At 54.2% G+C, this 13,171-nt stretch carries 14 protein-coding genes; 6 read left to right on the top strand and 8 right to left on the bottom strand.

All coding sequences use genetic code 11. The features are described from left to right. Nucleotides 1-67: 67 nt before the first annotated feature. A complete protein-coding gene (locus DOU50_RS21260; RefSeq protein WP_290095282.1) occupies nt 68-1,546 on the bottom strand; it encodes a beta-ketoacyl synthase in 1,479 nt (492 codons plus the stop codon). A gap of 596 nt (nt 1,547-2,142) precedes the next feature. Here DOU50_RS21260 and DOU50_RS21255 point away from each other — a divergent pair. The 3 genes from DOU50_RS21255 to DOU50_RS21245 all read left to right on the top strand — a co-directional run bounded on the left by DOU50_RS21255 (nt 2,143) and on the right by DOU50_RS21245 (nt 5,101). Next, nucleotides 2,143-3,186, top strand: a complete 1,044-nt coding sequence (locus DOU50_RS21255) for a GlxA family transcriptional regulator (RefSeq protein WP_228117543.1) — start codon at nt 2,143-2,145, stop codon at nt 3,184-3,186. A gap of 49 nt (nt 3,187-3,235) precedes the next feature. Further along, on the top strand, nt 3,236-4,060 hold the full coding sequence (locus DOU50_RS21250; protein ID WP_024907311.1) for an AraC family transcriptional regulator: 825 nt from the start codon (nt 3,236-3,238) through the stop codon (nt 4,058-4,060). A gap of 75 nt (nt 4,061-4,135) precedes the next feature. After that, entirely contained in the window at nt 4,136-5,101 is a 966-nt protein-coding gene (locus tag DOU50_RS21245; RefSeq protein ID WP_024907312.1) for a DMT family transporter, read from the top strand. 37 nt (nt 5,102-5,138) lie between these two features. On the opposite strand, the gene DOU50_RS21240 is transcribed toward DOU50_RS21245, so the two are convergent. Continuing rightward, nucleotides 5,139-6,788 (bottom strand): methyl-accepting chemotaxis protein, encoded by a 1,650-nt coding sequence (locus DOU50_RS21240; RefSeq protein ID WP_024907313.1) that lies wholly within the window; start codon nt 6,786-6,788, stop codon nt 5,139-5,141. Nucleotides 6,789-7,032: 244 nt separating this feature from the next. On the opposite strand from DOU50_RS21240, the gene ytfE reads away from it, so the two are divergent. Next, nucleotides 7,033-7,695, top strand: coding sequence for an iron-sulfur cluster repair protein YtfE (gene ytfE / locus DOU50_RS21235; RefSeq protein ID WP_148770179.1), 663 nt, complete (start codon nt 7,033-7,035; stop codon nt 7,693-7,695). Nucleotides 7,696-7,791: 96 nt separating this feature from the next. Here the strand turns inward: ytfE and cycA are convergent, their stop codons facing one another. Beyond that, nucleotides 7,792-9,201, bottom strand: coding sequence for a D-serine/D-alanine/glycine transporter (gene cycA / locus DOU50_RS21230; protein WP_148770177.1), 1,410 nt, complete (start codon nt 9,199-9,201; stop codon nt 7,792-7,794). A 311-nt stretch (nt 9,202-9,512) separates the two neighbouring features. Continuing rightward, nucleotides 9,513-10,133, bottom strand: coding sequence for an FKBP-type peptidyl-prolyl cis-trans isomerase (fklB, locus tag DOU50_RS21225; protein WP_008502892.1), 621 nt, complete (start codon nt 10,131-10,133; stop codon nt 9,513-9,515). A gap of 233 nt (nt 10,134-10,366) precedes the next feature. Here fklB and DOU50_RS21220 point away from each other — a divergent pair, with 233 nt between their 5' ends. Next, a complete protein-coding gene (locus DOU50_RS21220) occupies nt 10,367-11,011 on the top strand; it encodes an OapA family protein (protein ID WP_024907317.1) in 645 nt (214 codons plus the stop codon). 68 nt (nt 11,012-11,079) lie between these two features. On the opposite strand, the gene rplI is transcribed toward DOU50_RS21220, so the two are convergent. Genes rplI through rpsF form a run of 4 tightly spaced genes read right to left on the bottom strand, consistent with a single transcriptional unit; the run spans nt 11,080 to nt 12,519 of the window. Continuing rightward, nucleotides 11,080-11,529 carry a 50S ribosomal protein L9 gene (gene rplI / locus DOU50_RS21215; RefSeq protein WP_024907318.1) on the bottom strand — a complete coding sequence of 150 codons (450 nt, stop codon included), beginning with the start codon at nt 11,527-11,529 and terminating at the stop codon, nt 11,080-11,082. A 41-nt stretch (nt 11,530-11,570) separates the two neighbouring features. Then, nucleotides 11,571-11,798: a 30S ribosomal protein S18 gene (gene rpsR / locus DOU50_RS21210; RefSeq protein ID WP_000135199.1), complete on the bottom strand. Its 228-nt coding sequence runs from the start codon at nt 11,796-11,798 to the stop codon at nt 11,571-11,573. A gap of 4 nt (nt 11,799-11,802) precedes the next feature. Beyond that, nucleotides 11,803-12,117 (bottom strand): primosomal replication protein N, encoded by a 315-nt coding sequence (priB, locus tag DOU50_RS21205; RefSeq protein ID WP_008502895.1) that lies wholly within the window; start codon nt 12,115-12,117, stop codon nt 11,803-11,805. Nucleotides 12,118-12,123: 6 nt separating this feature from the next. Then, entirely contained in the window at nt 12,124-12,519 is a 396-nt protein-coding gene (gene rpsF / locus DOU50_RS21200) for a 30S ribosomal protein S6 (RefSeq protein WP_014068637.1), read from the bottom strand. 341 nt (nt 12,520-12,860) lie between these two features. Here rpsF and yjfY point away from each other — a divergent pair, with 341 nt between their 5' ends. Further along, nucleotides 12,861-13,136, top strand: coding sequence for a DUF1471 family protein YjfY (yjfY, locus tag DOU50_RS21195; protein WP_048989487.1), 276 nt, complete (start codon nt 12,861-12,863; stop codon nt 13,134-13,136). The last annotated feature ends 35 nt before the right edge of the window (nt 13,137-13,171 follow it).

Below are 13,171 nucleotides of genomic sequence, written 5' to 3'. Positions count from 1 at the left end.
ACAAAGGTAAGGCGCCTGAGAAAATACAAGCACCTTTATTTATTAAAAATAAAATCAAATATAACGATTAAAAATCCGGGTATTCTTTAGCCGTCGCGTATGTAATCGGTTTTTCAAATCCAGGAATGGTGATGCCATTCATATCAATCTTAATATCTTCCTCATTAATCCCTTGCTGGCCAAACAGATAAATGACATTGAGTTCACCCTGCGAAGCCGCCTCATCATACGCGTTAGCCTGACGTCGCACCTGGCGGTTACGCTGCTGATACTCCGCAAACACCGCTTCCCCATAGCGTTTGCGCAACCATTGATGGGTAAGCTTTGGCGAGTAAACCACCCCCGTGGCATTATTACCGCCAAAGCCTTTTGAATTTATAAAGGCAATCTGCCCCTGGCCTTCCTCTAATTTGCAGTCCTGAACAGGTATGGTTAAGCGTGCGTTGTTCACCTGTGGCGCAATGTGCGACACGCTTTTAATTCCCGGCAAAATGCCATAGCGGAAGACGCCGAGGCAGCTGATGAGCTGGTCGCCGCTGGCGGGCCCCAGGGAGTGACCAAGATACGATTTCACCGCCGTCACCGGCCAGTCGCGAATCGAAAAGGCTTGCGCAACGCGGTCAAAAATATCCGCCTCGGAGACGCAATTCTTAGGCGTGCTTGAACCGTGCGCCTGAATAAACGATCCCTTCTGCACCGTCTCTATCCCCGCCATCGATACCGCTGAGGCTACCGCTTTCGCCATGGTGATGTAGTTCCCCGGCCCCGGTGACGCGATAGAACGCTTAAAGCCGTCAGCGTTGATGAAGACATTCCCCACCGAACCGTGGATCTCTGCCCCAAGCTGCAGCGCCAGCTCGTCGTCCATTAACACGACGTACTGGCTGGATTCTGCGATCACAAAACCGCAGCTGTTGCCAAACGGGCGGCTGCTGTTGCGCCAGTCGGCCGTTTCCGTTTCATCAATATGCTTAAGCTTGCTCTCCGTTGCCAGGGCGCCCATGGCATCGAATCCTTCAATCACCTCTGAGGTGACCGGCGCTTCGGCGCTGCCCACAACGGCAACGCGAATGCGCCCCGCTTTAATATCTTCAACTGCCGCATTCAGGTTATACAGAAACGTGGCGCATGCCCCCAGCGTGGCGCTGGTATGACCGACGCTACCCAGCACATACGCATTGAGGAAATCGGCGCACATGCTGTTCAGGCCCAGCGGACACTGTTTGGCGCTGACGCGATGGCCTTTCAGGCGCGACTGGAGCATACCGCCAAAGCCATAATCGTCGAGCTGTCCCATGATATTGCCCGAATAGACCCCGAGCTGATCCGGCGTGATGTTGGCCTGTATCTCTCGCCACGGGATCCCCAGGGCGTTGATGGCGTCTGACGCTCCGACAATCGCCATTTGTAGCGCCCGCGGATGGAACTGCGAATTGTAATGGTCACCCGGGCGGAATCCCTGCGGCAACAAACCTGCAGCCTGAACCTCCGTGCGCAACAATGCCTCAATTTTACAGTCCATCTCTCCCTTAACGGTAATACGCACACGCTGATCCGCTAATTCTTCAACGTGCCATCCCGCCGGTAAGGGTTGAGGTAATTGTCTGGAAGATATATTAAAACTGAATCCTTCTTCGCCTGAAACCATATTCAATTTTGCATGGCTGACGATAGCATCGACATCAAAATAGTCGCGCGTAATTTTTCGGATAAGGGTTCCCTCAAGCGCCTCGTCTTTTATCTTCGCGGCAGCCTGAGCAGGTGTAAATCTTTTACCGGAAATGTCGCAATATCCGCCCTCATCATATTTAAGCACGCCCATCAGAATGGCTAACGATAATAACGTCGCTTGCCTTTCCTCTTCTGATAATGACTCAATAATCATTCGACGAAATGCATGATGTGAAGAACTACGACCAGCTGGACCATAGCCGCCAAAAGCCGTTATTACGGGTAATTTCGCCATAATTCATCCTGTAGTGGTCGTGGATTTATTTTGTTAAGTAAGTGCGATAATTTCAGATATTAGTTTACAAATTACCAACAAAAGCTAATATGAAAATCCAGCCAAAATGCTGACTTTTTTGGCCAGGACAACGATGAGCTACCAAAAATAATAGTCAAAACAGGTATTAATCAAAAATGACAAATACACAAATAGGATTTGTGTTATGTGAACGCATGCTAAGTTCCGGTCTCAGTCTTCCGATTGAAATGTGGAAAGCCGCAGCCAGTAGCTATTTAGCCGAGCAAAAAACAACATCCCACGCAGACACGCACAAACCGGAGACGTCTTCATTCAGGCTCTGTCGTCCGGAGAATATACTGAAAGTTCATACTATTGGCATAAATAACGAGCCCATCCTGACGCACAGTGGCTTCAGCATTACCGCCGATACCACCCTTGCCGCAGACAGGCACTATGACGTTATCTATCTTCCCGCCCTGTGGCGCAATCCTCGCGCGGTGGTCAGACAACAGCCTGAACTCCTGGCATGGCTTAGCGAACAGGCGGCGCGAGGGACCCGCATCGCGGCCGTCGGAACGGGCTGCTGTTTCCTGGCGGAGTCGGGATTGCTCAACGGGAAACCCGCCACCACCCACTGGCACTACTTCAAACAGTTCTCGCGCGACTACCCCAACGTAAAATTACAAACCAAACATTTTCTCACGCAGGCCGATAATATTTACTGTGCCGCCAGCGTCAAAGCCCTCTCAGATCTGACCATCCATTTCATCGAAACGATATACGGGAAACGCGTAGCCACACATACCCAGCGGACCTTTTTCCATGAAATTCGAAGTCAGTTCGATCGCCAGTGTTACAGTGAAGAAAACAAACCGCATCCGGATGAAGATATTGTTCAAATTCAAATCTGGATAAAAGCAAACTGCGCCTCGGATATATCTATGCAAAATCTTGCCGATATGGCTGGCATGAGTTTGCGCAACTTCAACCGTCGCTTTAAAAATGCCACCGACATGTCCCCCCTGCAGTATTTATTAACCGCCAGAATTGAATCCGCCATGACGATGCTGCAATCCACCAATTTGAGCATTCAGGAGATCGCCAATGCGGTTGGATATCAGGACATTGCGCACTTTAACCGCCAGTTTAAGCATAAAACCACGGTGTCACCGGGGGATTATCGTAAGACGGTCCGGGCAAAGATGTTTAGTGCATAAACTCCGGTCATCTCTGATAATAAAATAGATGACCGCGAGGAGGCTCACCGTGCAAGGCGTACCGGAACAGTTTAATGATGAAAGAGACAGCGCGCGCTTTCGCCATCTGGCGCAGCTGCCGGGCCTGGAGCTTTATCATGCCCATATTTCTGACTACGCCTTTGAGCCTCACACCCATGAAGCCTTCGGGATCGGCACGATTGAAACCGGTGCCGAGCGCTTTCGCTATCGCGGGACACAGCATCTCGCGGCGGAAAAATCCGTCGTTACCATGAACCCGGACGAGATCCACACCGGCGAATCCGCCACCGAGGGCGGCTGGCGCTACCGGATGGTCTATATCGAACCCGACCTGCTGGAAGAGGTGACCGGCCTCCGGCACTGGTGGTTTAGCGACGTAACGCGTCATGACCCGCTGCGCTCGCAGCAAATCGGCAGGCTCATTTACGGCCTGTGGCACACGGACGATCCGCTTGCGCAAAAAGGATTACTGCTGGATCTGATTGAGACCTTCCAGCCGTTTGCTCATCACGCGCCGCGGGTTCAGGAAGGTGCGCACCGCTTTGAACGGGTACGCGAGTATCTGCATGACAACTATATGCGCGCTCTGACGCTGGACGAGCTCGCCAGCGTCGTTTCACTCAGCCCGTATCATTTCCAGCGCCAGTTCAAAGCTCATTTTCACGTGACGCCACATCAGATGCTGATGGCCATTCGCCTCTGGCGCGCCAAAGCGTTCCTCACGCACGGCATGCCCGCGGCAGAGGTCGCCGCCGCAACCGGGCTGACCGATCAGTCGCATCTCACCCGCGCGTTTACCCACCGCTACGGCATTACCCCCGTGCGCTACCAGAAGCAGGTCACCCGGCGCTAATGCGCAACCTCATACAATACGCGCGCATTTGCCCCACCTACACTGAGAACAGCGTAAATACCTGTGGATGGAAAAATGATTAGTGGAGTGTTGTATGCCCTGCTGGCCGGGATGATGTGGGGGCTGATTTTTGTCGGCCCGCTGATCGTACCCGAGTATCCGGCAATACTGCAGTCGACCGGCCGTTATCTGGCGCTGGGGCTGATTGCCCTGCCCCTGGCGTGGCTGGGACGGGCGCGCTTGCGTCAGCTCAGCCGTCAGGACTGGGGGACCGCGCTGGCGCTGACCATGATGGGCAATCTCATCTATTACGTTTGCCTCGCGAGTGCCATTCAGCGTACCGGTGCGCCGGTATCGACCATGATTATCGGCACGCTGCCGGTCGTCATCCCCGTCTTTGCTAACCTGCTCTACAGCCACCGCGATGGCAAACTGGCGTGGTCAAAAATGGCACCGGCGCTGATCTGCACCGCCCTGGGGCTGATATGCGTCAATATTGCCGAGCTGCGTCATGGGCAGGCGGATGTTGACCTGTGGCGTTACGGTTCTGGCATTCTGCTGGCGTTCATTTCCGTGGCGTGCTGGGCATGGTATGCCCTGCGCAATGCGCGCTGGCTGCGTGAGAATCCGGACAAGCATCCGATGATGTGGGCAACGGCGCAGGCGCTGGTCACGCTGCCCGTATCCATCGTGGGATATCTCGGCGCATGCCTCTGGCTGGGCCATCAGCAGCCGGACTTCACCCAGCCCTTCGGGCCAAGACCGTGGGTGTTTATCGGCCTGATGGTGGCGATTGCGGTGCTGTGTTCATGGGTGGGCGCGCTGTGCTGGAACATTGCCAGCCAGAAGCTGCCGACGGTGATCTTAGGGCCGCTGATTGTCTTCGAAACCCTGGCCGGGCTGCTTTATACCTTCCTGATGCGCCAGAGCGTGCCGCCGTTATTCACGGCCTGCGGGATCGCGCTGTTGGTCATAGGGGTGGTGATGGCGGTGAGAGCGAAGCCGGAAAAACCGCGGGTTATTCCGGCGTCGGAGATGTAATTTTTGCTGGGTGGCGTAGCCGCCACCCAGCAAACCCTTAAAACGTTTCCCAGTTCCCTTCTGACGCCGCGGCTACAGGCTGCGATTTTGGCACATAGGTTTTCACCGGTGCCGCTTTAACCGCCTGATTGCGGGTGATTTTGAACACCGCTACCGCTTCGTTCAGGCGTGCAGCCTGATCTTCCAGCGCAGCCGCTGCGGCCGCAGACTCCTCCACCAGCGAGGCGTTCTGCTGGGTCACGCGGTCCATCTCGGCTACCGCCTGGCCCACCTGGTCGATACCGCGGCTCTGCTCGTCAGAGGCCGAGGCAATTTCGCCCATGATGTCGGTGACGCGGGTAACCGCATTGACGATCTCGGCCATCGTGGCGCCGGCTTCGTTAACCAGCTGCGAGCCCGCGTTCACGCGCTCACCGGAATCATCAATAAGCGCTTTGATCTCTTTCGCCGCCTGAGCGCTGCGCTGCGCGAGGGTACGCACTTCCCCTGCCACCACCGCAAAACCACGGCCCTGCTCGCCCGCGCGCGCCGCTTCCACCGCCGCGTTCAACGCCAGAATGTTCGTCTGGAAGGCAATACCGTCGATCACGTTAGTAATTTGCGCGATTTTGCTGGAACTGGTGGCGATCTCATCCATCGTACGTACGACGCCTTCAACCACGTTACCGCCCTTCTTCGCCGTTGAGGAGGCGTCCAGCGCCAGACGGGACGCCTGACGCGCGTTATCGGCGTTCTGCTTCACGGTTGCTGTCAGCTGTTCCATGCTGGCTGCCGTTTCTTCAAGAGAAGCGGCCTGCTGCTCGGTACGGGAAGAGAGATCGTTACTGCCCGCAGAGATTTCGCCTGCACCGGTGTAAATCGTATCTGCGCCTTCACGCACCACGCCCACCGTGTTCGCCAGCGAGGTTTGCATCTCCTGAACGTTGCGCGCCAGGATGGCCATCTCATTTTTACCGTCAGCCTGAATCGGCTGGGTTAAATCCCCTGCCGCAATGGCGCGAATATGGTTAATCACCTCTTCCAGCGGCAGCAGCAGCACGCGGCGCATAGCAATCCAGCTGGAGATAATCACCACAATCACCAGCAGCATGACCGCAGAGAGGATCCACAGGATGTGCTTGTAATCACTTTCGTTATCCTGAATGCCTTTATCGGTGAGCGCGGCCTGCGCTTCACGCCATTCACGATAAACCGCCTGCATCGCGTTTTGTTTTTGTTCGGCATTCTGCTTGAACATATCTTCCAGATTGCCCTGGCTCAGCAGAACGTTCATTTGCGTCAGCGTTGTAGAGTAATTACGGTACTGCTCCTCAAGGCGATTAGTCAGGTTCTCATCCAGGCCTGGCGTATTCGGCAAGGCATAGTATTTATCGTAATGAACCTGCGCTTCAGTCAGCAGATTTTTCGCCGTGGTCACCAGCTCATTCAGCTGACCGCCGTTAATTTGAGAGGCCATGCTGCTTTGCAGGCGCAGCATCCCGCGGTTCAGGGTGACGCGCGCCTGGTTCAGACTGATCCACGCATCGGTAAACTCCGCCACGTTCTTGCTGGAGAGCTGCGCCACGGTGAAGTTGTCTTTATCGTTGTTCAGGGCGTTGATAAAGATACCGGCGGAAATCACTTGCATGATGCCGAGCACGAGCAGCACCGAAATCAAAAGGGTAATGACTTTTATACGTTTAAACATGCGTTGCCTTTGTTATATGCAGGTTTGTCTGACGTGGATATATCGGCAGGCGCAGCGGGTTGTTTACTGTTTCTCCACCTTTAAAAAGTTTCGAAACCACTTTCCTGAGCCCATTCAGAGAGTTAAATCGGATATTTTTTTGTGATCTGCATCTCACTTTTTCCCGTCCCTCTAAAGGGTTATAGCGCCGGCTTAAAGATGCATTTAATATGCATCTTATATTATTGATGACGAGGTAACTGCTATGGCCTTTCGCGACCAACCCCTTGGCGAGCTGGCGCTCTCCATTCCTCGCGCTTCTGCGCTGTTCCGTAAATACGATATGGATTACTGCTGCGGCGGTAAGCAAACCCTGGCGCGTGCGGCTTCACGCAAAGAGCTGGACGTTGAGGTGATTGAAGCAGAACTGGCGCAGCTGGCCGAGCAGCCCGTCGACAAAGACTGGCGAACCGCTCCGCTCGCGGAAATCATCGACCATATCATCGTGCGATACCATGACCGTCACCGTGAACAGCTGCCGGAGCTGATCCTGCAGGCGACCAAAGTCGAGCGCGTCCATGCCGACAAACCTTCCGTACCGCGCGGTCTGGCAAAGTACCTGACCCTGCTGCACGAAGAGCTTTCCAGCCACATGATGAAAGAAGAGCAGATCCTCTTCCCGATGATTAAACAGGGAATGGGAAGCCAGGCGATGGGACCCATCAGCGTGATGGAAAGCGAGCACGATGACGCGGGTGAACTGCTGGAAGTGATCAAACACACCACCCACAACGTCACGCCGCCGCCAGAAGCGTGCACAACGTGGAAAGCGATGTACAACGGCATTAACGAAACGATCGACGACCTGATGGAACACATCAGTCTTGAGAACAACGTTTTGTTCCCGCGGGCTTTAGCGGGGGAATAAAAAAGGCCGCTGCGGCCTGATGCCCTCACCCCGACCCTCTCCCACAGGGAGAGGGTGCAAAAACTAAAAACGGCAACTGACGTTGCCGTTTTGCTTTTACCTTACGCCTGCCATCCGTTTCTTACCGATAAACACCCAGCCCAGCCCCAGCGCGATAAACCACAGCGGCGTGACGATAAGTGCCTGGCGGGTATCATCTTCCAGCGTCAGCAGAACCAGCACGAAGACGAAGAACGCCATGCACACCCAGCACATTAGCTTGCCCAGCGGCATCTTGTAGATCGATTTTTCATGCAGGTGTGGACGCTGCTTGCGGTACACCAGGTATGAACAGAGGATGATGCTCCAGACGAACATAAACAGGATCGCAGAGACCGTGGTGATCATGGTGAACGCGCCAATCACGCTTGGGTTCACGTAAAGCATCACCACACCGCCCAGCAGGCACATGCAGGAGAAGGTCAACCCTTTTGCCGGTACCGCACGCTTAGAGAGCTTGGCGAACGCGCTCGGCGCCACGCCTTCCTGCGCCAGACCAAACAGCATACGGCTGGTGGAGAATACGCCGCTGTTGGCAGACGAGGCAGCAGAGGTCAGCACCACGAAGTTAATCAGGCTCGCGGCAGCAGGCAGGCCTACCAGCACGAACAGCTCGACGAACGGGCTCTTGGTAGGTACCACGGAGCTCCACGGCGTCACGGACATAATGATGACCAGCGCGAAGACGTAGAACATGATGATACGCACCGGAATGGAGTTGATGGCGCGCGGCAGGGACTTCTCCGGATCTTTGGTTTCCGCAGCGGTCGTTCCGACAAGCTCAATCCCCACAAACGCGAACACCGCAATCTGGAAACCAGCAAAGAAGCCGCTGATGCCTTTCGGGAACCAGCCGCCGTCATTCCACAGATGGGTAAACGACGCCTGAACGCCGGTTGGTGACTGGAAGTGGGTAAGCACCATTACCAGGCCCACCACGATGAGCCCAACAATGGCCACGATTTTGATCATCGCAAACCAGAACTCCATCTCACCGAACATTTTGACGGTGGCGAGGTTCAGGCTCAGCAGCAGCACAATAACCGCCAGCGAGGCCACCCAGTCCGACAGCCCCGGGAACCAGAACTGCGCATAGGCGGTAATCGCCACGACGTCCGCCATACCGGTGACGACCCAGCAGAACCAGTAGGTCCAGCCGGTAAAATAGCCCGCCCATGGACCGAGCAGGTCTGAAGCGAAGTCGCTGAAGGATTTGTATTCAAGGTTCGAGAGCAGCAGTTCACCCATTGCACGCATCACGAAGAACAGCATAAAACCGATAATCATATAAACGAATATGATTGACGGTCCGGCGAGACTGATGGTTTTGCCTGACCCCATAAACAGCCCGGTACCGATGGCACCCCCAATCGCAATGAGCTGAATATGACGGTTTGTGAGATTGCGCCGTAGCGACTGTTCGGACGACGCCTCTTCGTCGGCGACGACTTTGACCTGATCTACCATGTGATATTTTCCTGTTTATGCCTGTCTGTGTTGTTAAGGCTCTTCTGGCCTTTAAATACGTCAAAAGATGACGTTCCCTTGTAAGGGCTAATCGATATTAGGTAAGAATCGGCGGGATGAATACTATGATTTAGATATTATGTTAATAATATGTTGAAAGTGAGTGTCATATCACTCATACAGCGCGAAACAGCTCACAAAAATACACGCAACAGTTTCGTTTGCAAGATAAAATGTTGATAGCACCGTAACTATAGGTTTTTACACTATTTTCCTCTCCCCAACCGGGGAGAGGAAATAAGAAAATTCGATTACAGAATTTCCAGCAGCTCGACTTCAAAGACCAGGGTGCTGAATGGCGGGATGGACGCGCCAGCGCCGCGCTCGCCGTAGGCCAGGTTATGCGGGATAGTCAGTTCCCATTTGGAACCCACTGGCATCAGAGTCAGGGCTTCAATCCAGCCTGCGATAACGCCATTTACCGGGAACTCAGCCGGTTCGCCGCGCGCCACGGAGCTGTCGAACACGGTACCGTCGATCAGCTTACCGGTGTAGTGCACGCGAACGTGGTCGGTACGCGCCGGGATTGCGCCGTCGCCCTGATTGATCACGCGGAACTGCAGACCAGACTCGGTGCTGTTCACGCCTTCACGCTCGCGGTTCTCTTCCAGATATTTCACACCTTCGGCGGCCATCTCTTCAAAGCGCGCACGACGCACGGCGTCAGCACGTTCGTGGATTTCGCGCAGCGCACGGTGCACGACGTCAACCGGAACGGCAGGCTGTTTGCCTTCCAGCGCGTCAGCGATACCCGCCACCAGCGCTTCTGGTAACAGACCTTCCAGGCCGGATTCGCTCAGCTGCTGTCCTACCTGCAAGCCGATACCGTAACTTGCCTGCGCTTCGATAGTGTCAAAAGTCGGGGTGGTCATGGGTTTTCCTTCCATCACATTTAAAGTAGCGGGCAGCATATCAGCCATGCCCTTATGGGTAAAACTTTGTCTGAAGTTAAGGTGACAAACCGCGACGAAACAGAAACAATAGAGATAACCAGGATTAATCCCGAACTGATGTCACGGATGTCGGGTTTACTACGCCGTTCAGGCAGTTAGCAAACTATACTTCGGGGCACAGGATAAAAAATACGCGGAGCAGGAGGAGTGCCATGCCCGGGCGATTTGAACTGAAACCTACCCTGGCGAAAATCTGGCAGGCGCCGGACAATTTTCGCATCATGGACCCGCTGCCTCCTCTGCATCGCAGAGGGATCATCATTGGTGCGCTGATGGTGATTGTGGGCTTCCTGCTTCCTTCCGGGGGCGATGATGTCGATACCGCCCCCGTCACCCGCAATGCCCAACTGGACATTCAGTCGCAGACGCGGCCGCAGCCTGACGCACAGCCGATGCAGACGCAGCTCGTCTCCCCGTCTAACGATCCGGGTCAGGTTGCGCCGGTTGAGCCAGAGCCCATTCAGGATGAACAGCCGCAGGATCAAGCCGCCACCCCGTCTCAGCCTCAGACGCAGCAGCCCACCGGCATTGAGCAACAGTGGCGCTCCTATCGCGTAGAGCCGGGCAAAACCCTGGCACAGCTGTTCCGCGACCACAACCTGCCGCCAACCGACGTGTATGCCATGGCGAAGGTGGAAGGTGCGGGTAAACCGCTCAGTAACCTGCAGAATGGTCAGATGGTACAGATTCGCCAGAATGCCAGCGGGGTGGTGACAGGATTAACGATTGATACGGGAAGTGGACAACAGGTACTGTTTACCCGCCAGCCAGACGGCAGTTTTATCAGGGCGCGTTAAGAGCCCGGATCTCTAAAACGCAAAACGCCGGCACAAGGCCGGCGTTTCGACGTGAGCAGAGTAAAAAATTACTCAGCTACAACGTTAACAACCAGTTTAGCGAACACTTCGCTGTGAACCTGGAAGTCAACTTCGTGCTCACCAGTGGTACGCAGAACGCCGTTCGGCAGACGAACTTCGCTCTTAGCCACTTTAACGCCTGCAGCAGTAACTGCATCAGCGATATCGCGGGTACCGATGGAACCGAACAGTTTACCTTCGTCGCCAGATTTAGACGCGATGGTAACGGTGCCCAGTGCGTTGATTGCTTCAGCGCGAGCGTTAGCAGCCGCCAGAACGTCAGCCAGTTTGGCTTCCAGTTCAGCGCGACGTGCTTCGAAAAACTCTACGTTTTTCTTGGTAGCTGGAACAGCTTTACCCTGTGGAACCAGGAAGTTACGTGCGTAACCCGCTTTAACGTTAACCTGATCACCCAGGCTGCCCAGGTTTGCTACTTTATCAAGCAGAATAACTTGCATTACCTTATCCTCTTAAAGTCGTATTAATGGACCGTGCCCGATTACTGATGACGATCAGTGTACGGCAGCAGGGACAGGTAGCGAGCGCGTTTGATAGCGCGAGCCAGCTGACGCTGGTATTTTGCACGAGTACCGGTGATACGGCTTGGGACAATCTTACCGCTTTCGGTGATGTAGTTTTTCAGCGTTGCGATATCTTTATAGTCGATCTCTTGAACGCCTTCCGCGGTGAAACGGCAGAACTTGCGACGACGGAAATAACGTGCCATATGGCTAGTCTCCAGAATCTATCAAATCAATCTGCTCGGCATGCAGAACCATTTTGCTCAGGCCGTTCTTTGCCTTGTGGCAAGAGATGAACCCCTGAACGATTACTGCGCTACCGACCGTTAAACTGTGAGTAATGGCCTGGTTTTCGTGTCCGCTAATAATAACGGGCATTTGGCACCACGCCTGCCGGTGAAACCCGGCTTCCTCTTGCACAGAACGATGCTCAAGCACGAACTGGCAATGCGGAATTCCTGATGGACTGACCTTTCGAAGGGGAGCCCTGCATACGATGCCGGACAACGCCAGACGGTTGGTCATCAGAAATTACTCTTCAGAATCCCCAGCATCAGAATCATCTGCGGTTTCGTTTGCGAAATCATCGCGACGCTCACGGCGCTCGTCTTTCGCTTTAACCATCGGAGATGCTTCGGTAACTGCGTTTTTGGTACGCATAACCATGCTGCGGATAACGGCATCGTTGAAGCGGAAGGTAGTTTCCAGCTCATCGATCACTTCCTGCGGCGCTTCAACGTTCATCAGAACGTAGTGTGCTTTGTGCAGTTTGTTGATCGGGTAAGCCAGCTGACGGCGGCCCCAGTCTTCCAGACGGTGGATCGTACCTTCTGCACCAGTGATGGCAGCAGAGTAACGCTCGATCATACCCGGAACCTGTTCGCTCTGGTCAGGATGGACCATAAAAACGATTTCGTAATGACGCATCGAATTGCTCCTTACGGATTATTCAGCCTCCTGTCTGGGTCAGCCGAGGCCCGGGGAGGCAAGGAACGTGTTAAAGGTCGGCTGAAAAATTGACGCGTCATAATACTTGCGCGCCCCTGGAAACTCAAGCTGATTGCACAAATAATTCGCACAAAGCGCGAAGCGGGTCTAAGTGGGTGATTTAAAATTGGTCACACCCGGAAGCGTTGTTTTTTTGAACAACTGCATCAGAAATGGTCACGCATCCCCGCCGGATGAGTGATTACACTTTAATCAGAGATCACCTGAATTAAAGAAGGAGCATCCCCCCTCTCGCAGCACGCAGTCGTGGAGCGCATATCATGAAAAAAATCGCATTAGCCATAGTGGCGGCGCTTTTGCTCAGTGCAAACGCGATGGCAGCCATCAAGATAGACAGCCGACAGGCCAGAAACATGGATGATGTGCAAAGCTTGGGCGTCATTTACATCAATCATAATTTCGCCACGGAAAGTGAAGCAGATCAGGCCCTTAATGAAGAAACCGATGCGCAGGGCGCAACCTATTACCACGTGATGTTAACCCGTGAGCCCGGCAGCAACGGCAACATGCACGCCAGTGCAGATATTTACCGATAACGCATTAACGCTAGCACCAGGAAAGCCAACAACGA

Origin of the sequence: Enterobacter sp. C6 (assembly GCF_008122455.1) — a bacterium.
In the GTDB taxonomy this organism is placed as follows: Bacteria; Pseudomonadota; Gammaproteobacteria; order Enterobacterales; family Enterobacteriaceae; genus Enterobacter; species Enterobacter pseudoroggenkampii.
This window is presented reverse-complemented; position numbering and strand designations above follow the sequence as displayed.